21 protein-coding genes are annotated in these 21,244 nt (G+C 63.7%); 11 read left to right on the top strand and 10 right to left on the bottom strand.

Annotated features, from left to right (window positions below):
* Window positions 1-19: 19 nt before the first annotated feature.
* Complete coding sequence (locus tag SAMIE_RS10700) at window positions 20-1,510, bottom strand: aldehyde dehydrogenase (protein WP_066701194.1); 1,491 nt, start codon at window positions 1,508-1,510, stop codon at window positions 20-22.
* A 109-nt stretch (window positions 1,511-1,619) separates the two neighbouring features.
* The gene (locus SAMIE_RS10695; RefSeq protein WP_066701193.1) at window positions 1,620-2,198 is read right to left on the bottom strand and encodes a VOC family protein; all 579 of its coding nucleotides are present in this window, start codon (window positions 2,196-2,198) and stop codon (window positions 1,620-1,622) included.
* A gap of 330 nt (window positions 2,199-2,528) precedes the next feature.
* Here SAMIE_RS10695 and SAMIE_RS10690 point away from each other — a divergent pair, with 330 nt between their 5' ends.
* From SAMIE_RS10690 to SAMIE_RS10680, 3 genes are all read left to right on the top strand, one after another.
* On the top strand, window positions 2,529-3,851 hold the full coding sequence (locus SAMIE_RS10690) for an MFS transporter (protein WP_162849056.1): 1,323 nt from the start codon (window positions 2,529-2,531) through the stop codon (window positions 3,849-3,851).
* A gap of 80 nt (window positions 3,852-3,931) precedes the next feature.
* Window positions 3,932-5,221 carry an alpha/beta fold hydrolase gene (locus SAMIE_RS10685; protein WP_066701191.1) on the top strand — a complete coding sequence of 430 codons (1,290 nt, stop codon included), beginning with the start codon at window positions 3,932-3,934 and terminating at the stop codon, window positions 5,219-5,221.
* 58 nt (window positions 5,222-5,279) lie between these two features.
* Window positions 5,280-6,233 (top strand): LysR family transcriptional regulator, encoded by a 954-nt coding sequence (locus SAMIE_RS10680; RefSeq protein ID WP_162849055.1) that lies wholly within the window; start codon window positions 5,280-5,282, stop codon window positions 6,231-6,233.
* Here SAMIE_RS10680 and SAMIE_RS10675 read toward each other — a convergent pair.
* From SAMIE_RS10675 to SAMIE_RS10655, 5 genes are read right to left on the bottom strand one after another with little or no spacing between them, the layout of a single operon-like run.
* Window positions 6,212-7,267, bottom strand: coding sequence for an amidohydrolase family protein (locus SAMIE_RS10675; RefSeq protein ID WP_066701189.1), 1,056 nt, complete (start codon window positions 7,265-7,267; stop codon window positions 6,212-6,214). The two genes, SAMIE_RS10680 and SAMIE_RS10675, sit on opposite strands and share 22 nt — an antisense overlap.
* A gap of 26 nt (window positions 7,268-7,293) precedes the next feature.
* Complete coding sequence (locus tag SAMIE_RS10670; RefSeq protein WP_066701188.1) at window positions 7,294-8,121, bottom strand: SDR family NAD(P)-dependent oxidoreductase; 828 nt, start codon at window positions 8,119-8,121, stop codon at window positions 7,294-7,296.
* A complete protein-coding gene (locus SAMIE_RS10665; protein WP_066701187.1) occupies window positions 8,118-8,528 on the bottom strand; it encodes a MaoC/PaaZ C-terminal domain-containing protein in 411 nt (136 codons plus the stop codon). Before SAMIE_RS10665 ends, SAMIE_RS10670 begins: the two co-directional genes overlap by 4 nt.
* Window positions 8,525-8,974 (bottom strand): FAS1-like dehydratase domain-containing protein, encoded by a 450-nt coding sequence (locus tag SAMIE_RS10660; RefSeq protein ID WP_066701186.1) that lies wholly within the window; start codon window positions 8,972-8,974, stop codon window positions 8,525-8,527. Before SAMIE_RS10660 ends, SAMIE_RS10665 begins: the two co-directional genes overlap by 4 nt.
* Entirely contained in the window at window positions 8,974-10,155 is a 1,182-nt protein-coding gene (locus tag SAMIE_RS10655) for a lipid-transfer protein (RefSeq protein ID WP_066701185.1), read from the bottom strand. Before SAMIE_RS10655 ends, SAMIE_RS10660 begins: the two co-directional genes overlap by 1 nt.
* A gap of 62 nt (window positions 10,156-10,217) precedes the next feature.
* On the opposite strand from SAMIE_RS10655, the gene SAMIE_RS10650 reads away from it, so the two are divergent.
* The 5 genes from SAMIE_RS10650 (at window position 10,218) to SAMIE_RS10630 (ending at window position 14,582) form a co-directional block, all read left to right on the top strand.
* Window positions 10,218-10,886, top strand: a complete 669-nt coding sequence (locus SAMIE_RS10650) for a TetR/AcrR family transcriptional regulator (protein ID WP_066701184.1) — start codon at window positions 10,218-10,220, stop codon at window positions 10,884-10,886.
* Window positions 10,887-10,932: 46 nt separating this feature from the next.
* On the top strand, window positions 10,933-11,265 hold the full coding sequence (locus SAMIE_RS10645) for an NIPSNAP family protein (RefSeq protein WP_066701183.1): 333 nt from the start codon (window positions 10,933-10,935) through the stop codon (window positions 11,263-11,265).
* Between the two features lie 215 nt (window positions 11,266-11,480).
* Window positions 11,481-12,815 carry an MFS transporter gene (locus tag SAMIE_RS10640; RefSeq protein WP_066701182.1) on the top strand — a complete coding sequence of 445 codons (1,335 nt, stop codon included), beginning with the start codon at window positions 11,481-11,483 and terminating at the stop codon, window positions 12,813-12,815.
* 139 nt (window positions 12,816-12,954) lie between these two features.
* A complete protein-coding gene (locus SAMIE_RS10635) occupies window positions 12,955-13,788 on the top strand; it encodes an SDR family NAD(P)-dependent oxidoreductase (protein WP_066701181.1) in 834 nt (277 codons plus the stop codon).
* Between the two features lie 2 nt (window positions 13,789-13,790).
* Window positions 13,791-14,582, top strand: a complete 792-nt coding sequence (locus SAMIE_RS10630; protein WP_066701180.1) for a carboxymuconolactone decarboxylase family protein — start codon at window positions 13,791-13,793, stop codon at window positions 14,580-14,582.
* Window positions 14,583-14,584: 2 nt separating this feature from the next.
* Here SAMIE_RS10630 and SAMIE_RS10625 read toward each other — a convergent pair whose 3' ends face one another.
* Window positions 14,585-15,520: a LysR family transcriptional regulator gene (locus SAMIE_RS10625; RefSeq protein WP_232037214.1), complete on the bottom strand. Its 936-nt coding sequence runs from the start codon at window positions 15,518-15,520 to the stop codon at window positions 14,585-14,587.
* A gap of 169 nt (window positions 15,521-15,689) precedes the next feature.
* Here SAMIE_RS10625 and ssuE point away from each other — a divergent pair, with 169 nt between their 5' ends.
* The 3 genes from ssuE to SAMIE_RS10610 all read left to right on the top strand — a co-directional run bounded on the left by ssuE (window position 15,690) and on the right by SAMIE_RS10610 (window position 19,487).
* On the top strand, window positions 15,690-16,265 hold the full coding sequence (gene ssuE / locus SAMIE_RS10620; RefSeq protein WP_083952524.1) for an NADPH-dependent FMN reductase: 576 nt from the start codon (window positions 15,690-15,692) through the stop codon (window positions 16,263-16,265).
* Between the two features lie 165 nt (window positions 16,266-16,430).
* Complete coding sequence (locus tag SAMIE_RS10615; RefSeq protein WP_066701178.1) at window positions 16,431-17,630, top strand: amidohydrolase family protein; 1,200 nt, start codon at window positions 16,431-16,433, stop codon at window positions 17,628-17,630.
* A 126-nt stretch (window positions 17,631-17,756) separates the two neighbouring features.
* Window positions 17,757-19,487, top strand: coding sequence for an N-acyl-D-amino-acid deacylase family protein (locus tag SAMIE_RS10610; RefSeq protein ID WP_066701227.1), 1,731 nt, complete (start codon window positions 17,757-17,759; stop codon window positions 19,485-19,487).
* A gap of 97 nt (window positions 19,488-19,584) precedes the next feature.
* On the opposite strand, the gene SAMIE_RS10605 is transcribed toward SAMIE_RS10610, so the two are convergent.
* Both SAMIE_RS10605 and SAMIE_RS10600 read right to left on the bottom strand, forming a co-directional pair.
* Window positions 19,585-20,385, bottom strand: a complete 801-nt coding sequence (locus tag SAMIE_RS10605; RefSeq protein WP_066701177.1) for an SDR family NAD(P)-dependent oxidoreductase — start codon at window positions 20,383-20,385, stop codon at window positions 19,585-19,587.
* A 214-nt stretch (window positions 20,386-20,599) separates the two neighbouring features.
* Entirely contained in the window at window positions 20,600-21,172 is a 573-nt protein-coding gene (locus SAMIE_RS10600; protein ID WP_066701176.1) for a MarR family winged helix-turn-helix transcriptional regulator, read from the bottom strand.
* Window positions 21,173-21,244: the final 72 nt, after the last annotated feature.

The following is a 21,244-nucleotide window of genomic DNA, read 5'->3' as shown; positions in this document are numbered from 1 at the left end:
GTGGGCTCTAGCCCTTTCTTCAGGAATCGAGGTGCATCGGTGGGCCGTCCAGCACGATCGTCTTGGTTTCCAGGAAGGGCAGCAGGCCTTCGACCCCGCCTTCGCGGCCTATGCCCGATTGCTTGAACCCGCCGAAGGCGATGGTGAAGTCGGTGCGCATCCCGTTTTGCCCGATTGTCCCCGTCCGCAGGTTGCGGGCGGCTGCATAGGCCCGGTCGGGATCGTTGGTGAAGACCGCCGCGTTGAGGCCGAAGGGGGAGTCGTTGGCGATGTCGATGGCCTGCGCCTCGCTCGCGGCCGGGATAACGCTGACCACCGGGCCAAATATTTCTTCGCGAGCGATCGTCATCTGATTGTCCACTTGGCCGAACACCGTCGGTTCGATGAAGAAGCCGCGATTGAGGCTCGCGGGGCGCTTGCCCCCGGTGGCAAGGACGGCCCCGTCAGCCTGGCCCTTGCCGATATAGTTTTCCACTATATCGCGCTGGCGCGCAGTGGCGAGCGGTCCCATCTGGATGGCCGGGTCGAACGGGTCGCCGACCTTCAGCCGGGCAAATTCGGCCACCATCGCGTCCAACAGCGCGTCGTGGCGATTGCGCGGAACGATCACGCGGGTCAGAGAAGCGCAGACCTGTCCGGTCAGGACCGGCGTCGATTGGGCGAGCGTCCTTGCCACCGCCGCGACGTCATAATCCTCCAGCACGACCGCGGCGGATTTTCCGCCCAGTTCCAGCGTGCAGCGGGCCACGCGCTCGCCGCAGATCGACGCAATCTTGCGACCGGCACCGCTCGATCCGGTGAAGGTCACCTTGTCGACATCGGGGCTGCGTACCAGCCGTTCGGACACGCCCCGATCGGCGACCAACACGTTCAGGACGCCCGCCGGCAGGCCGACCGCCTGCGCGATCTCGGCCATCAGAAGGGCGGTGGCGGGCGCTTCGGGAGAAGGCTTGAGCACGATCGTGCAGCCGGCCAGCAGGGCAGGGGCGATCTTGTAGATGATGAGCTTGAAGGGCGCGTTCCACGGCACGATGGCGGCCACGACGCCGACCGGTTCGCGCACCAGCAGGCCGGTGTGGCCGACGGCCGGCTTGTGCCGTTCTTCGAAGACGAAGTTTTCGGCGAGGTCGGCGTAATAATGCATCGCGCCGATCGAGGCCGGAACCATCGCGCCGCTGAGCGATCGCAGGGCGCCCATCTCGCTCGTCCACATGTCGGCGATTTCGGCCTGGCGCGCGGTCAGGGCCTCACCCATCGCGTTCAGATAGGCGGCCCGCTCCGCATGCGACATGCGCGGCCATGGGCCGTGGTCGAAGGCGCGCCGCGCCGCCGCGATGGCGCGATCCATGTCCTGTGCCTGCGCCTCCGCCACGGTCAGATAGACCTCCTCGGTGGACGGGGTGACGACCTGGAAACTGGCGCCGGCTGACGGCGCCACCCATTCCCCGTCGATGAAGAAGCGATCGGGATGGGCGACGGCCGGAGCGGTACGGGAAGCGAGAGTGGCCATGTGCGATACCTGACGCGATGGGCGCGAACGGCGGGCCGCCGCGCCGTGACAAACGGGACTATGCCGGTGTTTCCACGCCGGAGTCGTCGATGAGAGGCCGGCCGAGGGCCTAGGCCACTGCTTCCTCGCGCTTGATCCAGCGGCCGTTGCCCGACGCGTCGACCACGCGATCATGATGCACGTCGGTTGAGGGATGGATCGGGCGCATCCAGTCGGCCAGTTCCAGAATGATGCCGTCGGGATCGGTGAAGTAGATGGAGCCGAGGAAACTGGTCGGCTGCTCCGTGACGGTGATGTCGTCGAGCGGATCATTATGATACCAGGTCTCCGTCACCTCGACTCCTTCGGCGACCAGGATGTCGCGATATTCCTGCAATTTGTCGGCGGGAACCCGGAAGGCGACATGATGCATCGACCCATGCGCGCTGACCGATTGCGGGAACGGCGGATTGGCGATGCCGGGCGCAGCTTCCGGGGCATCGGGGAAATAGAAGAAGGCCAGCGATGCGCCGTTGCCGACATCGAAGAAGAAATGCTGCCCCCGGCCGTTGGGAATGTCGATCGTCTTGATGAGGGGCATGCCCAGTATGCGATGGTAGAATTCGATGGTGCGGTCCATATCCTTGACCACCAGGGCCAGGTGATGGAGGCCGGATATTTCGAACCTCGGGTTCCTGACTTCATCCATCCTCGATCTCCTTGTTCATCCTATCGCTTGGCGGCGGCGTCGCTGATGATCGACCCGCACGGCCGAACGGCCGCGCCCGTGGGCAAAGGGCTCCGCGCACCAAGATTGCTTGAGTGGATATCGGCCTGTGCGGTCGGGGCGAACAATTCTGGATTGTGCAATCCAGCCTCCCAACTTGCGCACTATACGGCCGCCGTAAGCGACGGTTATGTCCGATGAGGGCATCGCCGCCCACGACAATTGATCCGGGGAGGGAATGGAGCGCGATCGGCGCGCGGACCGGCCGTGCGACGCGCATGACATCCTCTTCCAGGCAAGGAGACGATGTTCATGATCAATCGCCGGTCTCCTTACTACCCCTGGCTGCTCCTGACCGTCCTGTCGCTCGCCTATCTTTGCGCATCGATCGACCGGATCGTGATCAGCCTGCTGGTGGAACCCATCAAGGCGGATCTGGACCTGACCGACACGCAGATCAGCCTGCTGCTGGGCCTGGCGTTCGTGCTGCTCTTTTCCATCGCGGGCATCCCGATGGGCATGCTGGTCGATCGCGTGGATCGGATGCGCCTCCTGGCCTGGAGCGCCGGCGTGTGGAGCGTCATGACGGCGCTTTGCGGCTTGGCGGGCGGCTTCTGGATGCTGTTCGTCGCGCGGGCCGGGGTGGGCGTGGGCGAAGCGGCGCTGACGCCGGCGGGCTATTCGCTGATATCGGACGCCTTCGAAAAGAAACGACTGGGCCTGGCGCTAGGCATATTCACCACGGGTGGAGCGATCGGGACCGGCGTGTCCCTGGTCGTGGGCGGATATGCTGTGGGGGAACTCAGCCGGCATGGCGATTTCGTGTTTGCAGGACTGGGCTCGCTGCATCCCTGGCAGCTGACCCTGATCGTGCTGGCGCTGCCCGGCCTGGTGCTGGCCGCGATCATCGCGATGATGCCGCAACCGGCGCGCCTGATCGGTCAGCGCCGCGCGGACGATCCCGCATCGTCCGGGGCGCTTGCGCAATTCTATCGCGACAACCAGGCGATGCTGGCGCGGCATCATCTCGCGTCGGGGCTGTGCAGCATGGTGCTGCTGGCGGGATATTCCTGGATCGCCGCTCTCTTCGCGCGCGTCCATGGCTGGCAGCCCGCCGATGTCGGGTTCGCCGTGGGTATCGTGTCGATCATCGGCGCGCCGGCGGGATTGTTGGGCGGTGGCATGATCGGCGATGGACTGATCCATAAAGGCCCGCACATACGCCTTGTCGTCTGTGCCGTGTCGGTCGCCTTGGCCGCCATATTCGGTCTGATCTATCCGCTTGTGCAGTCGCCCGCCGCCGCCATATTGGCGTTCGGCGCCATGGCGCTGTTTGCGACGGTGCCGATGGGGGTCGGCAATGCCGTCCTGCAACATGTCGTGCCGGGCGAAATACGGGGCCTGGTCTCGGCGATCTACTCCTTCTGCCTCAGCATGATCGGCATGGCGGGGCCGACCCTGATCGCGGGCATCGCCGACCTGTTCTTTCCGTTTCCGACCGGAATGCGCTACGCGACGGCGCTGGTCGTCCCTGCCGGATTGGTCGCCGCGGCGTTGCTGTGGCTGTGGACCATTCCGCCCTACCGCCGGCTGATCCGCCGTATCGACGCGCAGGATGCAGCCCCCGTCACATAGACCGATGAAACAGATGGCCAGGTCGCGACGAACCCATGGGGATCGCGACCCGCCGCAGATGGACAAGAAAGGACAGGATCATGGCTGAAATCGCAGTGGAAGGGAAACGGCATACCCAGCATCAGGTGTCTGCGCCGGGCGTGGGCGTCATCGATTTTCCCGGACTGCCCGAAGGGACGCAGACGCGCATCCTGCCGTTCAAGGCAGCCGACGGCGTGCCGTCGCGGGGCGTGCTCTATACCCGCGGAGGGGAAAAGACGGTCGTCTGCTTCTCTCATCCGCGCGCGGACATGAGCCAGCATTATGTGATCCCGCATGTGCTGGAGGCGGGCTATGCCGCTTATGGGCATCAGTGCCGCGGCCTCAACAACGATGTCGATTGCGAGCATGAGAAGATCGTCCAGGATCTCGCCGCCGGCTTCCGGTTCCTGAAGGAGGAAATGGGGTTCGAGAAGATCGTGCTGGTCGGCAATAGCGGCGGCGGCGGCCTCTTCACCTTCTACCAGGAACAGGCGAGCAAGACGCCGGGCGAACGGCTGACCGATACGGCGGCCGGCGAGCCGCTGGACCTCAATTCGATCGAGATGCCCCGCGCCGACGGGCTCATCATGATGGCGACCCATCCGGGCGAGGGGGCGCTGATGCTGAGCGTCATCGATCCGTCGGTGGTGAACGAGGATGATCCGCTGTCGGTCGATCCCGCGCTCGACATGTATAATCCCGCCAACGGATATCGCGAGCCGCCGGAATCCAGCCGATATGCGCCGGAATTTCTGGAACGTTATCGTGCGGCCCAGGCCGCGCGGGTCGCGCGTCTGGACGCGAAGGCCCGCGGATGGATCGCGGAAAACGCCTTCTACAAGGCCAAAATGGCGGAACCCGGCTTTGCCGACCTGCCTGTCGAGGAACAGCATTTCATCCGCCGTCGCGCGGTTGCCGGGCGCTATATGATCATCTACCGCACGGAGGCGAACCCGGCCTATTGCGACTTGTCGCTCCATAGCTGGGAATCGCGGCGGGAAGTGGGATCGGTCGCCACGACCGATGTGATGCGCGGCAATTACGGTCCGGGCGGTTTTTCCCGATACATCACCCCGCGCGCGTGGCTCAGCAGCTGGTCGACGGCATCGCGCGCCAATGTGCTGCGCAATCTGGGCTCGATCCACGAGCCGCTGCTGATGCTGGCCTATCGCGGCGACAATGTCTGCTTCCCCGACGACAACAAGGCGCAGGTGGACGCCTGCCCGTCGACCGACAAGACGATGGATTTCATCGACGGCGACCATTACGGCCTGCCGCTGACCGAACGGGACAAGGGCATGGCGATCATCGTCAAATGGTTGAAGATGCGCTTTCCTGCGGCTAGCTGAGAGGCAGGACCATGAGCGGGGCAGCGCGCTTCGCCATAGCTGCAAGGGCTTGATGAGCATGACGTCGCGATCGCCGCCGGTACGGGCGAAATGGGCCAGGCTGGGGCTCGACCTCGTCAGCCTGAGGCTCATCGTCGCGGCGGCCGAAGAGCAGAGCTTCGCCGCCGCGGCGCAGCGCGAAAATACATCCCTATCGGCCGTCAGCCGGCGCGTCGCCGAACTGGAGGCCCGGATCGGGGTGTTGCTTTTCGATCGGCGCGACCGGGGGGTCTCGCTCACCGACGCGGGCAAGACATTCGTGTCGCAACTCTACGATGTGTTCGAACGGCTCGACCGGATGGCGCTCGACCTGGAGGCGGCGCGGGGCGGGGCGCGGGGGCTGGTGCGGCTCCACGCGCATATGTCGGCGACGGTCGGCGAGCTGCCGGCCAAGCTGGCGGCGTTCACCGTCGCCAACCCCGGCATCGAGGTCATGATCACCGAGGAGACGAGCGCGGCGGCCGCCCATGCGGTTTCGGTCGGCACGGCCGATCTGGCGCTGATTTCAGGAACCTTGCCGCCCAGCGACCTCAGCATCATTCCGTGGCTGGAAGACGAACTGGTGGTCATCCTGCCGATGGATCACGCGCTGGGCGGGCGCGCTTCGATCCGGCTGGAGGATCTGATCGGCGATCCGTTCATCGGGATGCAGCGGGACAGTGCGCTATTGTCGCTCTATCGGCAGCAGGTCCATGCGATGGGCCAGCAGCTTAACGAGCGCGCCCATGCCACCAGTTTCGAATCGATCCGTCATATGGTGTCGGAAGGTCTGGGCGTCGCCATCCTGCCGGCCGCGGCCGCCTACCCGCATGCCGACGACAATGCCTTCATGGTTCGCAAGCTGGATGAAAGCTGGGCGCGGCGATCATTGGTGCTGTGCGCGCGCGAGCCCGAACGGCGATCGGCCGCGACGCGATTGCTGATCGAGCATCTTGTCGCCGGTTCGGCCGGTCAGTCCAGCTCAAGCCGGTAGACCCGGCCCGCCGTCGCGGAGAACAAGGCCGTCTTTTCCGCTTCGCCATAGGATGCAGCGATGCGTTTGAACGCGTTGAACAGGGTGCGATAGCTGCATTGCCCCTTGTCCGGCGGGAAATTGCTTTCGAACATGCAGCGATCCGGCCCGAGCATGTCGATGCAACTGTCCATATAGGGGCGCCATGCGGACGCCAGTTCCTCGGACGAGGGCGGCACCGGCCGCTTCTCATAAAGGCGGCCGAGCAAGCGAATGGCGAGGCCGCCCAGCTTCATATGGACATTCGGCGCCGCCGCGATCCGACCGATTGCGGCCTTCCAGTCGCGGAACACCGCTGCGCGATCATCGGCATAGCGGCCCACGCCGATCGGGCCGCCGCAATGGTTGAGCACGATCGTGGTTTCGGGAAAGGCACGGGCGAGGTCGAGCAACTCGTCCATCTGCGGATGGAACAGCCAGGAATCGAAGCTGAGGCCGAGATGCGCCAGGTGAGCAAAACCCCGGCGGAAGGCGGTTTCAGCCATCAATTCCTGTGGGCGCACCGGATAGATGCTGCCGACGACAGGGTCCGCGTCATGGGCAGTGGAATGCCGGATGCCTCGGAAATGCCCGCCGCCGGCGGCGATCTCCGCCTCCAGCACGGCGCGGACGTCATCGCCCAGCATCAGATCGGCATGGCCGACGATCCCGGCGCAGAGGGCCGGCGACCCGTCGCCATCCTGCTGCGCAAGCGTGGCGACTCGCGCCGCGAACTCGACCTCGCCGACCGGGCGCATCGCTTCGGGTCCGTCGGGCCGATACATGCTGTGACATTCGACATAGACGCTCGCCACGATATTGTGGCCCGACGTCATGTCGGCGATCGCGGCATCGGCCAGATAGGGCTCGCCTGGACGGTCCCACAGATGATGATGCGGGTCGACGATCGGGCGGGCGGGATCGATCGCCTCCTCGTCATGCAGCGCAAGCCAGTCCGGTCGCGGCAGGCTGTATATGCGCGGGGCAGGTGCGGACGGGTGCTGGCCGGTGGTCATGGCATTGCCCTTTCTACGCGCGCGGTTCAGCCCGTGAGACCGCCGCCGCATATGATCACCTCTCCGGTGATATAGTCGGATTCGGGGGTGCAGAAGAGATAGACCGCGCCCGCCGCTTCTTCCGGCACGCCCGCGCGCCCCAGCGGGATGGTCTTGGCCCATGCCTCGATCATCTGCGGCTGGATGCCGACCTTTATCTGGTTGCCGGCGATGTCGATGGTCGCCTGCTCCGCCGCGATGGCCTGGGTCAGGCGGGTCTCGATCAGGCCGAAGGCAACGGCGTTGACGTTGACGTTGAACCGGCCCCATTCCTTCGCCATCGTCTTGGTCAGTCCGACGATCGCGGCCTTGCCGGACGAATAGCCGGCCTGGCCGGCATTGCCGGAAAGCCCGGCGATGGAGGAAATGTTCACGACCTTGCGGTGGAGCCGGCGGCCTTGCGCGCTTTCCTGCTTCACCAGCGCGCGAAGGGGCGCGGAGGCCGCGCGCAGGATGCGGAAGGGCGCCTTCAGATGGATGTCGATCATGGCGTCGAACTGATCGTCGCGGGTGTTCCCGATCGTCGAATCCCACGTGTAGCCGGCATTGTTGACGATGATGTCGATCCCGCCGAAGCCGTCCGTGGCGGCGTCGATGAAGCGATCGGCAAAGTCGGGCGCGGTCACGTCGCCATTGACGGCGATGGCGTCGCTGCCGGCTGCGATGATTTCGGCTGCGACGGCATCGCCCGGATCGGCGTCCAGATCGTTGACGATCAGGCGCGCGCCTTCGCTCGCCAGCTTCAGCGCGATGGCGCGGCCGATCCCTCGGCCCGAGCCGGAGACGAGCGCGACCTTTCCTTCCAGTTTCTTCATGGCGTTTCGTCCTGTTCACACGCGAAGATGGCTCTGCCGAGCAGTTTGATGTCGCCCGCCTGGTTCTTCATTTCCAGATCGATGGCCGCGCGGCGTTCGCCATCTTCCACGAACGGCTCGCCCGACGTGCCGCTGCAGGTCAGTGCATCGCAAAGATGCGTGATGCCGCTGAACCGCGTCGAAAAGGCGCGCAGCCGGTGGGGTGGGACGGCATTGGTGACCGCACGGCCCATATAGGCCATTACCAACATGCCCTGCGCGAAGACATCGTCAAATCCTGCGGCGCGCGCGACGTCCAGATCGACATGCGCTTCGTTCACGTCCCCCGACGCGCCGGCATAGAAAGCGAGCGTCGCGCGGGTGATGGGAGGAAAGCTTTCCTCGATATGCAGCGGGCGGGCGCTCATTGGAGGGGCGCTTCCTGCTTGATGACGAAGGTGCGGCGGATCTCCGCCGCCAGCCGGCCATTCTGGTCCGTAACCGCGACATGCTGGATGACGAAGGTCAGCTGGCCGTTCTTCTTGTCGAATATGTCGCTGACGCGCGCCTGGAAGGTCAGCCGGTCCCCGACATGGACGGGCCGATGATAGGTGAAGCTCTGGTCGGCGTGCAGGATGTCGCCGATCCCGATGCCGATTTCCTCCACGAAGCCGAAGGGATTGTCGGCATCCAGCATTTCCAGGCAGAATAAATAAGTCGGCGGAATGGCGACCAGCCCGCTTTCGTCCGGGTCAATGACGGCCGGGTTGGTTTCGCCGATCGCCTTGAAGAAAGCGTGCAGCCGGCGCGGCTCCACGACCGCGGCCACGGGGCGGAAGCGGTGGCCGACATAGGCGCGATCGACCGCGGGCATCACAGCTTCTCGTAGAGGGTTACGACGCAGGCTCCCCCCAGGCCCAGATTATGCTGGAGTCCGACGCGCGCCCCGTCGACCTGTCGCACCCCCGCTTCGCCGCGCAACTGCCAGCTGATTTCGGCGCATTGGGCAAGGCCTGTGGCGCCAAGCGGATGGCCCTTGGACAGCAGGCCGCCCGACGGATTGGTGACGATGCGCCCGCCATAGCTGTTGTCGCCATCGCTGATGAAGCGGGCGGCCGTTCCCTCCGGGGTCAGTCGCAGCCCTTCATAGCTCAATATTTCATTGGCGGTGAAGCAATCGTGCAGTTCCACCACGTCCAGATCTTCCGGGCCGATGCCCGCTTCCTCATACACCTTGTCCGCCGCAGCACGGGTCAGGTCCACACCGACCGCCTTCATCGGGCTGCGTTCGGCAAAGGTCGAACCGAAATCTGTCGTCATCGCCTGGCCGCGAATGGCGACGCGGGCGTCGAGTCCGCGCGCCTTGGCGAACCGTTCCGACACCAATATCGCCGCCGCGCCGCCGCATGTGGGCGGGCAGCATTGGAGCCGGGTGATCGGCCCCAGCATCCGCGGGGAGGCGAGCACCTCCTCGACCGTGACCTGCCCTCTGAATACGGCGCGCTCGTTATGTTCCGCATGGCGGCGGGCCTTGACCGCCACCTGGGCGAAGACCGCGTCGTCCACGCCGTAGCGCGCCTGATATTCCACACCGGCCGAGCCGAACAGCTTGATCGCCATGGGCGCGTTGCCCGCACCGGGCGTATCCTCCGCAATGTCGATGAAGCGCGCCAACGGGGTCGGACGGTCGGCATAATGTTCCTGCAAGGCGCCCGGCGACATTTGTTCGAAGCCCAGCGCCAGCACGCAATCGGCCGCGCCCGACGCGATCGCCTGGCGCGCCAGATACAGGGCGGACGATCCGGTCGCGCAATTATTGTTGACGTTCACGACCGGGATGCCGGTCAGGCCGACATCGTAGAGTGCTGCTTGGCCGCTGGTGGAGTCGCCATAGACATAGCCGACATAGGCCTGCTGCAGGTCGGCATAGTCGATCCCCGCGTCCCGCAGGGCGTCGCGCGTAGCTGTGGCGCCCATGCTGATATAGGATGGCGAAACGCTGGGCTTGACGAAGGGGGTCATGCCGACACCGGCGATATATACGGTCCGACTCATAAGGGCTTTCCTGGTCCATACCTTTTGGATATTAAGTTACCGACTAGTAATAAGGATGCACCATGTCAAATGACAAGCGCGGTCCCCTTGCGGCGGACAGGCTGGAGAGCGCACCAAGGCGACCGGCCAGCCTCTGGAAGAATGCCGTGACGCGCGATCAGGAGCGGCAGGCGAAGCGCATGGCGGTGCTGCTGACGGCGGCGGACATGTTCCTGGCCCGCGGTTCGCACCGAGTCGCGATGACCGACATCGCCGACGAATTGGGCATCACCAAACCGGCGCTGTATAATTATTTCAGCAGCAAGGACGATCTGCTGGTCGAATGCTTCCGGCAAAGCAACCAGGTGATCATCGAACAACTCGATAGGATCGAACGCTCCGCGGGACCGGGGCTAGAAAAGCTGCGCGCCATCATTCGCGCCTATGCGCGGCTGATCACGGTGGATTACGGATCGGTGATGATCCGGTTGGAGGACCGTGACCTGCCCGACATCCTGCGCAATGAGGTGCGCGGTTACAAGCGCGCCATCGATGCCCGCGTCCGCGCGACGATCGAAGGCGGGATCGCGGACGGGTCGATCCTGCCATGTGATGTGAAGCTCGCGACCTTCGCGATCATGGGGGCGCTGAACTGGATCGGCCAGTGGTTTCGCAGCGATGGCCCCTACAGCGTCGACCGCATCGGGGACGAATATGCCGACCGCCTGACCAAGGGCCTGGCGAAGAATTGAAGCGGCACGCCATTTTGCGACCGTCCGGCTGAGGAAGAGGACAATCATGATCCATGAATTCAGGCGCTACCGGATAAAGCCGGGTATGTTGGCGAGCTATCTCGATGCATTCGAGCGGCTGGCGCTGCCGTCCGCCAAGCGCCATATGAGATTGCTGGCCTTCTGGACGTCCGACATCGGCGACCTCAATCATGTCTTCCATCTGTGGGAATTTGAGGATCATCAGCATCGCGCGGACAGCTATGCCGCCATGCGCGCCGAACCCCAATATCGCGACGAGTTCGTGCCGCTGGCGCTGCCCATGGTCGAGGCGATGCACAGCAGCATTCTGACCCCGACCGGATTTTCCGCCGCGCTGCCCCTGATCGCCGGCCGCTGATCTCGGCCCTTCGTCCCGGCCCATCGTCCCGGCGACGCATATAAAAGCCTGCGTTGCGGATTGGAGAATTGGCCGGGGAGGGGGCTGGGTTATGTCCATGTCATGAAGAGCAATATATCGCCCGGCATCACGGGTTGCGAGAGGGTGACGTTGCAAGTCACGGGACATAAGTGGCGGACCGCGCAGGACGCCCCTTCGCCGGAGAGGCTGCTGCCATGATAGACCAGAAATCCCGCTACTATCCCTGGCTGCTGCTGGCGGTGTTGTGGATCACCTATCTGCTGTCGTCGCTCGACCGCATCGTCATCAACCTGCTGGTCGAACCGATCAAGGCGGATTTCGGGCTGAGCGATACGCAGATCAGCTTGCTTCAGGGACCTGCATTCATCACCGCCTTTTCCGTGGCGATCATCCCCATGGGGATATTGGTGGACCGGGTGAACCGGACACGGTTGCTGGGGGCTGCGCTTGGCCTGTGGAGCGTCATGACGGGTCTGTGCGGACTGGCGAGCAGCTTCTGGACGCTGTTCGCCGCGCGAGCCGGCGTCGGGCTGGGCGAAGCAGCGCTCAATCCGGCAGGCTATTCGCTGATCTCGGACGCCTTCAAGAAGGATCGGCTCGGCCTTGCGCTCGGCATCTTCGTCATGGGCGGCGCGGTCGGGGCCGGGCTGGCGTTCATATTGGGCGGTGTCGTCATCGGCGCCCTCAGCCGTCATGGCGACATCGTCGTGCCGCTGCTGGGCACGCTGCGCCCCTGGCAGCTTACTTTCGTCATCCTCGCGGTGCCGGGGCTGATCATGGCGCTCATTCTGTCCACCCTGCCCAATCCGTTGCGCAAGACGAGCGCCACTGCCGCCGGGCGGCCGGGCGAAAGCATGATCAAGGGCTTTTACCGCCAGAACTGGCCGCTCCTGGCGCGGCATCATGTCGCCATGGGTTCCGCCAACACGGTGCAACTGGGAATGCTGGCGTGGATCGCCCCCCTGCTGACGCGCGTCCACGGATGGGATTCGGCGACGATCGGCATGGTCGTCGGCAGCGTCATGCTCGTCGCCTTGCCGATCGGCCTTATCGGCGGCGGCTATATCGGCGACGCGCTGATGCGGTTCGGTGCGCACATGCGGCTGGTGGTGTGCGCGGCTTCGATCGTGTGCGCCGCGATGTTCGGCATATTCTATCCGCTGCAGTCCGACCCGTGGCACCTGGTCATCGTCTTCGGCGTGGCGAGCCTGTTTGCCGGCATTCCGCCCGGCGTCGGCAACGCCGCCCTGCATCACGTCGTGCCCGGCGAGATAAGGGGGCGCGTGTCAGCCATCTATTATCTCATCGTGCTGGTCCTTGGCATGGCAGGCCCCACGCTGGTGGCGCTGGCGTCGGACAATCTGTTCCCCTTCGCCACCGGCATCCGCTACGCCACGATCATGGTCATTCCGCCGATGATGCTGTTTTCGGCATTGATGTATCTCTGGGCCATTCCACCTTATCGGCGCCTTGCCAATGAAGTGGAATCCGAACAGAAATCCTCCGATCTGAAGGTGCGTGCGGTCTGAATTCGGGTGAGAGCCTGCTTTGCATAATGGGCAATAGCTGGTCGATGCGAACCTAATCTAATCGATGTCGGTAGCCGACTTGGATCCGCGAATATAGGCCGGATCAAACAAGAAAATCTGTTTATGGGAGGGAGTCCGTATGGACCTGTCACTATATCTCGACGACGATCTGGCCAAGATTCCTGGCCTCAAGGACAAGTCGATCATCGTCACCGGGGCAAGCAGCGGCATCGGCCGGGCGGCGTCCTTCATCCTGGCGAAGGCCGGGGCGCGCCTGATCCTTGCCGACCGGGACGAAACGGGCGGCCGGGAAACGCTCGACATCGTGCGCGATACCGGCGGCACGGCCGATTTCGTCGCGGCGGACATGGCATCGGAGGCTTCGGTCCAGAACATGGTCGCGGCCGCCGTTTCCGCCTATGGCCGGCTCGACGGGGCGTTCAACAACGCGGCCGTGGTGCAGACCGGAGAATTTCACGAAACATCGGACGAAGAGTTTCAGCGCGTGCTGGATATCAATCTGTCCGGGGTCTTCTACTGCATGAAGCACCAGATCATCGAGATGCTCAAGACGGGCGGCGGGTCGATCGTCAATACCTCGTCGCTCACCGGCATCTGCGCCTTCGGCAAGAATGCGGCCTACGCCGCCAGCAAGTTCGGCGTCGTGGGCCTGACCCTGACCGGCGCGCATGATTACGGCGATCGGGGCATCCGCGTGAATGCGGTGTGCCCAGGCCGGTCTCGCCCCTCGGCCATGTCCAAGGAGGGCGGCAACAGTTCGCCGGAGCAGAATGCGCGCCGCTTGCGCCAGATTCCGCTCGGCCGGGCGGGTATCCCACGCGAGCTGGCGCAGGCCGCGGCCTGGCTGCTGTCGGACGGCGCATCCTATGTCACCGGCGTCATCATGCCGGTCGACGGGGGCATCATGACCGGCCCCTATTACAAGGTCGAGGACGCGGCGGCGCTGGAGTAAGAATGATGGCGAACAGGGAACTGACGGGGCGCGCCAAGGCGGTGAAGGAGGAGTTCATCCGCCTGCGCGGCTTCTGGGTGGACGAATATGATGCGATGGCGATCCTGTGCCCGGATTTCCTGGAAAAGCTGGTCGCAACGGGCGGGGTGGTGAAGAAGAGTTCGACTCTGTCCCCCCTGTTGCATCATCTGGTCGCCGTCGCCCTGGACGCATCCATCACCCATCTGTTCGACACCGGCACGCGCCTGCACATGCGGGCCGCGCTTGCCTTGGGCGGCACGCGCGAGCAGCTGGTCGAGGTGATCCAGATCGTCAGCTTCCTGGGGATGCAATCGCATCTCGTCGGCCTGCCGATCATCCTCGACTTGGTGCCGGAGGGCGACCCCCTGCGTGAACAGGCGAAGCGCCCTATGGAGGAAAAGGACGAGGCGCTCAAAAGCCAGTTTGCGGAGAGCCTGGGCGTCTGGACCGAGGCCCATGACCTGCTCCTCGCCCTGTCCGACGACTATTTTCCGACCTATCTCGAACAGTTGCGCGTCCCCTATGCGACGAGTGCGCTGACGCCGCGCGAAAAGGCACTGGTGCTGTTCGCGGCCAATGTTTCCGTGACCCATTTGAACGAGCAGGGCATCAGGACGTCGGCGACGGCGGCGTTGGCGTCGGGTTGTTCGGGCGAGGATCTGCTGCACGTCATCCGGCTCGCCAGTTCGCTGGGCATGCAATCCTGCGTCGTGTCTTTCCCGATCCTGGTCGACGAACTGGAAGCGGCCGGTGCGCTGGAGGTTTCCGCCTGATGTCAGGCCGTCAGGTGCGCCAGTAGCGCCTTGGTGGCGGCCGAGCAGCGATCGGCCTCTCGCGTGCAGAAGAAATGCGGGCGCTTTGACCAGCTTTCATCGAGCCTGAGCACCACGAGGCCAAGCTTCTCCGCATAGGGATGGACGGTCGTGCCCGGCAGGATCGAGATTCCCAGACCCTCCGACACCATGCGGCGGATCGATTCAAAACTGGTCGTCAGCGCGCGCTCTTTCATCTTCCGTCCGACCGCGCTCAATTTTTGCCGATACATCGCAAAGAGTCCGCTGTCGCGCGGCATGCAGATGAAGGGCTCATCGGCTAGATCCTCCAGCGTCACGGCCTCCCGGCCGGCCAGGGCATGACCCTTGGGCAGGATGACGACCAGTTCATCCTCCGACCAGGGGAAGAGAAGCAGGTTGGGGGGAGGCGGGGAACCAGGGATGAGCGCCATGTCGATGTCGCCCACCGTCACGCCATGGATGGCGGCCACGGCGGTCTCTTCGGTGATCTGGACCTCTATGCCGGGATGTTTGCGCATGAAATCGGCGATGCGCGCGGGGAGATCGCCGGATATGGCCGACATGGGTGCGCTTATCCGCACCAGGCCGCGGGTGCCCTTGCCGACCGCTTCCAGGTCGAGCGCGATCAGTTCCAACCGTTCGAAGACGTCATATAATTGCTCGACGAACCGCGCGCCTGCGTCGGTCAGCGCCACGCCCCGGTCATGGCGGTCGAAGAGGGCGATGCCCACGCGCTGTTCCAGTTCGGCAACGCGACGGCTGACGGCGGACAGGGACGTGTTTTCCCGCTGCGCTGCGCCGGCAAAGCTCTGCTCTTCGGCGGCGGCGAGGACGATCCTCAAGGATACCAGGTCGAAGCCGGCTCTGGGCCAGGTATGTGTCGGAGTCGCCTGTTTCAGCTTGGATTGATCCGTCATCGACCTTTTGTGGCGCTTCGTCGGTCGCAAGACAAGCATGGCGATTGCCAAAGTCTTGTTTGCGCAAACAGGAATTGTCCCCGCGCAGGCGGCATGAAATTCCAGCGCGGTTCGGTTTTTCAGGAGAGGCAGCGGCGATGAAACGCCCCATAAGCATGTGTCGGACGTCATGACGAGCGCAGCGAGCCAGCAGGCATCGGAAGCGCCAGCCCCGCGCCACGACCTGGTGATCATCAGCGCGAGCGCGTCCCAGACATCGCGTTCGGAGATGGTCGGAGACTATCTGGAGCGGTTGCTGACCAACGACTATGGCTCGATCGCGCATATCCGCGTCCGGGAGCTTCCGCCCGCCGCGCTCGCGCGGGCCGATGTGGACGACGGGGCCATCGCCGACGCGCTGTCGAAACTGGCGCAGGCCAATGCCGTGGTCGTCATCACCCCCACCTACAAGGGCAGCTACAGCGGCCTGCTCAAGATCTTCATCGACCTTCTGCCGCAATATGCGCTGCGCGGCAAAGTGGTCCTGCCGCTCGCGACCGGGGGCACCATTGCGCACATGCAGATGATGGATCATGCGCTTCGGCCCGTGCTGCAGACCATGTGGCCGAGACACATCGCCCAGGGATGTTTCCTTCTGGATCAGCATATCGAGCGCGATGAAAGCGGCGGCATTTCGCTCGCCGAAAACAACGTGCCGCTGCTGTTCGAGGTGATCACCGCCTTCGAACAAATGGTTGCCCTTTAAAGTGGCGGCAGGACGGCGGCCGAAGACGCAATTCACAACACTGCCTTTAGCAATCCAGAATTGCCCCTCCGCCAGGCTCGGCAAATAATCGCGGGGTTCCCAGCATCAATATCGGCCCTTGCCGATAGCGGGCCATATCCAAATTTCATTTGAGAGGATCATTGAGTGACTATACAGGCGCATCCCACAAAAGCTTCCTGCTTCGAAGGCTATAAGGTCATCGACGTCGATACCCACCTGTCGGAACCGCACGATATGTGGATTTCGCGGGCGCCGGCAAAGTTCAAGGACCGCGTGCCGCAGGTTAAGGTCATGAACGGCGAAAAGGCGTGGGTGATCGACGGCGACAAGCTGATCGGCAAGGGCGCCTGCCCCAACAGCGCCATTCTCAAGGACGGCACCAAGCCGCCGGGCTTCGCCTTCCTGCAATATCAGATGGAGGAAGTGCATCTGGGCGCGTCGCAGGTCAAGGAACGCCTGGAGTTCATGAACGACTACGGCATTTCGGCGCAGATCATCTATCCCAATCTGCTCGGCTTCGGCGGCCAGCGGGCGGCCAATGTCGACCCGGAACTCCGGTTGCTGTCGATGCAGCTCTACAATGATGCAATGGCGCAGATGCAGAAGGAATCGGGCAATCGGCTGTTCCCGATGGCGCTGCTGCCGTGGTGGGACATCCAGGGATCGGTGAAGGAAGCGATCCGCTGCGCCGACATGGGCCTACGCGGGATCAACATCAATCCCGATCCGCACACAAAGACCGACAATCAGGGCAATCTGCTGCCCGCGCTGGGCAGCACCGCCTGGGACCCGCTGTGGGAGGTCTGCACCGATCGGGGCCTGCCGGTCAATTTCCACATCGGTGGTTCGGAACAATCGATCGACTGGTTCGGCGACCAGGCCTGGCCCTCCTTCGACATGGAGCATAAGGGGCTGCTGGGCGGCGCCATGCTGTTCTTCGGCAATGCGCGGGTCATGGCAAACCTCATCCTGTCGGGCGTGTGCGATCGTCACCCCAAGCTGAAGTTCGTTTCGGTGGAAAGCGGTATCGGCTGGGTGCCGTTCCTGCTCGAGGCGCTCGACCACCAATATTATGAAATCCTGACCAAGCCCAGCCTTCAGCGCCGGCCGTCGGAATATTTCGCGACCAACTTCTATGCGTGCTTCTGGTTCGAGCGCCGCAACCTGTCCCAGGTCATCCGCGACGTGGGCGTCGACAATGTCCTGTTCGAAACCGACTATCCGCACCCCACCTGCCTGTATCCGGTCGATGGCGTGTCGGCGGCGATGGGCGATCTGGGACCGGAGAATATTCAGAAGGTGCTGAGCGGCAACGCCGAGAAGCTCTACAACATCAAGGCGTAACCCGATGCGCGCCCGGCGTTTCCGACGGGGGAGAGACGCCGGGCAAGAGCGCATCGGGCGATGCACCATGGCGCGTGCATCCGCCGCAGCATTTCTCCGCTGCGGATATCACATAAGGACGATGACATGAGTGAATTCGATCTCGTGATTCGGAACGGAACGGTTCTGGACGGAACGGGAGCCGATCCGATCAAGGCCGATGTCGCTGTTTCGGGCGGCCTGATCGTCGCCGTCGGCGCTTTCGATGGCAAGGGCGCGGAGGAAATCGACGCAACCGGCCTGATCGTGACACCGGGCTTCGTCGACACGCATACCCATTATGACGGCCAGGCGATCTGGTCCGACCGCCTGCTGCCGTCGACGCAGCATGGTGTCACCACCGCGATCCTGGGCAATTGCGGCGTGGGCTTTGCGCCTTGCCGGAAACAGGACCATGAGGAACTCGTCTGCCTGATGGAGGGCGTGGAAGACATTCCCGAAATCGTCCTGACCGAAGGGTTGAGCTGGGACTGGGAGACGTTCCCGGAATATCTGGACGCGCTGGAACGGCGCCCGCGCGACATCGACGTCGGCGCCTATCTGCCGCATTCGCCATTGCGCGTTTATGTGATGGGCGAGCGCGCCGTGCGCCGCGAAGAGGCGACGGAGGAGGATCTGAAGCAGATGCGGCAGATCGTGCGCGAGGCGATCGACGTCGGCGCGCTCGGTTTCGCCACATCGCGCGTGACATCGCACCGCAACAGCCGGGGCGAGGCGATCCCGACCTATGAATCCGACTTCGCTGAACTCCATGCCATCAGCGGCGCCCTGAAGGAGGCGGACAGCGGCATTATCCAGGTCGTGCCGAACATCGACAAGGACCGGGTCAAGCAAGAATTGTTCGATCTGGGCGACGTGGCGCGGCGATCGGGCCGGCCCATTATGATGTCCTTCGCGCAATATCATGACGATCCCGCCGGCTGGCGCGACAATATCGCGATCATCAACGACCTCAACCGGGAGGACGGACTGACCTTCCAGGCGCAGGTTCATACCCGATCGACCTGTGCCTTGCTGGGCTTCGACGCATCGACCAATCCGTTCGCGCTGTGCCCCTCCTATCTCGCCATTGCCGACCTGCCGCTTGCCGAGCGGATGGCTGAATTGCGCAAGCCGGAGATACGGGCCAAGCTGCTGGGTGAGACGCCGGTCGATACCGGTCATCCGATGTTCGGCGTGATGCGTCGCTTCGGGGCCATGTTCCCGCTCGGTGCGGACCCGGATTATGAGCCGCGGCCCGAAGAAAGCATCGCCGCACGCGCCGCCGCCGCGGGTGTCACGCCCGAGGAAATGGCCTACGACCTGCTGCTGGAAGACGATGGCAAGGCATTGTTCCTGATGCCGCTGGCCAACTATGCCGACGGGGATCTGGAGGCCGTGCGCGAGATCATGCTCAACGACGACACGTTGATCGGGCTGGGCGACGGTGGCGCCCATTATGGCGTGGTCTGCGACGCCGGCTATCCCACGTTTATGCTGACCTATTGGGCGCGCGATCGTGCTTCGGGCAAGCTTCCGCTGTCCTGGGTGATCCACGCCATGACGCAACAGCCCGCGCAGGCGGTGGGCCTGAACGATCGCGGCGTCATCGCGCCCGGATATAAGGCGGACATCAACGTCATCGATTATGAGGGGCTGAAGCTGCATCGCCCCTTTACCGTTCGCGACCTGCCCAATGGCGGGCGGCGGCTGACGGATGTGCCCGAAGGCTATCGCGCTACGATCCTGAGCGGCCATATCACATGGCGCGACGGCATCCCGACTGGGGCGCTGCCCGGTCGTCTGATCCGGGGCAGCCAGCAACGGTTGGCCGCCTGAAATGGTGTGGCGGCCGGGCTAACCGGTCAGCCGCACAGGTGACGAAAGGGCGGTGCCGGGACTATCTCGGCACCGCCCTTTCGTCGCAGGACGCGCTTCAGAATTTGACCATGTTGATCAAGCCCCCGTCGACCGGCAGCACGGTGCCGTTGACATAGCGGGATTCGTCCGACGCCAGGAAGAGGCTGGCCTGCGCGATATCCCACACCTCGCCCTGTTTGCCCGTCGGGCTCATCGCGTCGCGCGTCGCCCACATCTGCTCAACGTCGCCGCCGTAGAGCTGCGTGTTATTCTGCACGACGATGGGCGATTTGATGAGGCCGACCAGCACAACGTTGCTGCGGATGCCCTTTGCTGCATATTGGATCGCGATTTCCCGCGAGATGGCGATCATCGCGGCCTTGGACGCGGCATATCCCAATTTGGCGAAGGGCAGGGTCCGAACACCATTGATCGACGCGATATTCACGATCGAGCCTGACCCGCTCCGTTCCATATGCGGCAGGGAGAATTTTGCGGTGAGATAAACGCTCTTCGCGTTGATCCGCATCATGCGGTCCCATTGTTCCTCGGCATATTCCACCGGCCCGCCGGATTCGGTGATGCCGACATTATTGTGCAGCACGTCCAGCTTTCCGAACGCCGCGATGCAGCCGTCGATCATGGCGCGGCAATCGTCGGTGCGCGATACGTCGGTGCGGGTGGCGATGCACTCCCCGCCCTCCGCATTGATCTGGTCCGCCGTCGCCTGAGCGGAGTCCATATCGATATCGGCGGCGACGACCTTAGCGCCTTCGCGTGCATACAGGATCGCGCACGCCTTGCCATTGCCTATCCCGTCGCCCCGCGTTCCCGCACCGGTCACGATCGCGACCTTGCCTTCCAACCTTCCGGGCATCTTGGTCTCCTGAGATATTCGCTGTTATCGCTGAAATGATATGCGCCCGCGCGCCGCGCCGTGGAATAAGAATGCAAGAAACTATATATATCTAGTTGGTATAAGTCAATCGCGCCCGGTGGTGCCCGTTGCGCGTTCGGCGCGATTTCGATCTGCCGCCGAACGGGGAAATATGGGCTATCGTCGCCGGAATCGTGACGGAAAACGGTCGCTCTTAGTGCGGCCGGCGCGATCGGGCGTTTTTTGTGGCTGGCGCCGGCTGACTGGGACGAACCAGTTCTTTCAGTCGGGTCATCTCATCGGTGGGTTCCTCCGCCGGATAGAGCCACTGGCGATCATGTTCATCCATCATCGCTTGCATGATGCTCAGGAAGCCCTGGACCGGTCCGGCCCCGGCATCGTCCAGAGCCTTGGCGATCCGCGCATATTGCGCGTCGGCCAGCGCAGTGAGAAATGTTTGGCCGCGCTCGCTCAGCACCAGATGCCGCCGTCGTTTGTCGCGTTCCGACGATTGCTGTTCGATCAGCCCGCTTTCGATCAGCGTCCGCAGCGGTGCCTGTATCGCCTGCGCCGTGACCCTCAACAAGGTCACGATCTCACCCACGGTCACGCCGGGCCGCAATGCGACCAGAAACAGGATTCGGTGATGTGTCCGGCTGAGCCCCGTCGCCGTCAGCGCCTTGTCGGCATCAGCCGCCACCGCGAGATGGACGAACAATATCAGGCTGAGCGCTTCTGAAATTTCAGCTTTGCCCACCGGTCGATCGATCTTGCCGCCTGATTTCATCCCGACGGCGAACTCCGCGTGCCGACACCAACTTGTCAGCGCGAATTATCACAAGCAGTTTCAGCAATCAAT

The sequence above is a fragment of the Sphingobium amiense genome (assembly GCF_003967075.1).
Lineage (GTDB): Bacteria > Pseudomonadota > Alphaproteobacteria > Sphingomonadales > Sphingomonadaceae > Sphingobium > Sphingobium amiense.
Note: the sequence above shows the minus strand (reverse complement) of the source record. Positions and strands in the feature narration are given on the sequence as shown.

Coding starts and splice junctions, on each gene's coding strand:
- SAMIE_RS10700 (WP_066701194.1), bottom strand. CDS start 1,510: ATGGCCACTCTCGCTTCCCGTACCGCTCCGGCCGTCGCCCATCCCGAT.
- SAMIE_RS10695 (WP_066701193.1), bottom strand. CDS start 2,198: ATGGATGAAGTCAGGAACCCGAGGTTCGAAATATCCGGCCTCCATCAC.
- SAMIE_RS10690 (WP_162849056.1), top strand. CDS start 2,529: ATGATCAATCGCCGGTCTCCTTACTACCCCTGGCTGCTCCTGACCGTC.
- SAMIE_RS10685 (WP_066701191.1), top strand. CDS start 3,932: ATGGCTGAAATCGCAGTGGAAGGGAAACGGCATACCCAGCATCAGGTG.
- SAMIE_RS10680 (WP_162849055.1), top strand. CDS start 5,280: ATGACGTCGCGATCGCCGCCGGTACGGGCGAAATGGGCCAGGCTGGGG.
- SAMIE_RS10675 (WP_066701189.1), bottom strand. CDS start 7,267: ATGACCACCGGCCAGCACCCGTCCGCACCTGCCCCGCGCATATACAGC.
- SAMIE_RS10670 (WP_066701188.1), bottom strand. CDS start 8,121: ATGAAGAAACTGGAAGGAAAGGTCGCGCTCGTCTCCGGCTCGGGCCGA.
- SAMIE_RS10665 (WP_066701187.1), bottom strand. CDS start 8,528: ATGAGCGCCCGCCCGCTGCATATCGAGGAAAGCTTTCCTCCCATCACC.
- SAMIE_RS10660 (WP_066701186.1), bottom strand. CDS start 8,974: ATGCCCGCGGTCGATCGCGCCTATGTCGGCCACCGCTTCCGCCCCGTG.
- SAMIE_RS10655 (WP_066701185.1), bottom strand. CDS start 10,155: ATGAGTCGGACCGTATATATCGCCGGTGTCGGCATGACCCCCTTCGTC.
- SAMIE_RS10650 (WP_066701184.1), top strand. CDS start 10,218: ATGTCAAATGACAAGCGCGGTCCCCTTGCGGCGGACAGGCTGGAGAGC.
- SAMIE_RS10645 (WP_066701183.1), top strand. CDS start 10,933: ATGATCCATGAATTCAGGCGCTACCGGATAAAGCCGGGTATGTTGGCG.
- SAMIE_RS10640 (WP_066701182.1), top strand. CDS start 11,481: ATGATAGACCAGAAATCCCGCTACTATCCCTGGCTGCTGCTGGCGGTG.
- SAMIE_RS10635 (WP_066701181.1), top strand. CDS start 12,955: ATGGACCTGTCACTATATCTCGACGACGATCTGGCCAAGATTCCTGGC.
- SAMIE_RS10630 (WP_066701180.1), top strand. CDS start 13,791: ATGATGGCGAACAGGGAACTGACGGGGCGCGCCAAGGCGGTGAAGGAG.
- SAMIE_RS10625 (WP_232037214.1), bottom strand. CDS start 15,520: ATGACGGATCAATCCAAGCTGAAACAGGCGACTCCGACACATACCTGG.
- ssuE (WP_083952524.1), top strand. CDS start 15,690: ATGACGAGCGCAGCGAGCCAGCAGGCATCGGAAGCGCCAGCCCCGCGC.
- SAMIE_RS10610 (WP_066701227.1), top strand. CDS start 17,757: ATGAGTGAATTCGATCTCGTGATTCGGAACGGAACGGTTCTGGACGGA.
- SAMIE_RS10605 (WP_066701177.1), bottom strand. CDS start 20,385: ATGCCCGGAAGGTTGGAAGGCAAGGTCGCGATCGTGACCGGTGCGGGA.
- SAMIE_RS10600 (WP_066701176.1), bottom strand. CDS start 21,172: ATGAAATCAGGCGGCAAGATCGATCGACCGGTGGGCAAAGCTGAAATT.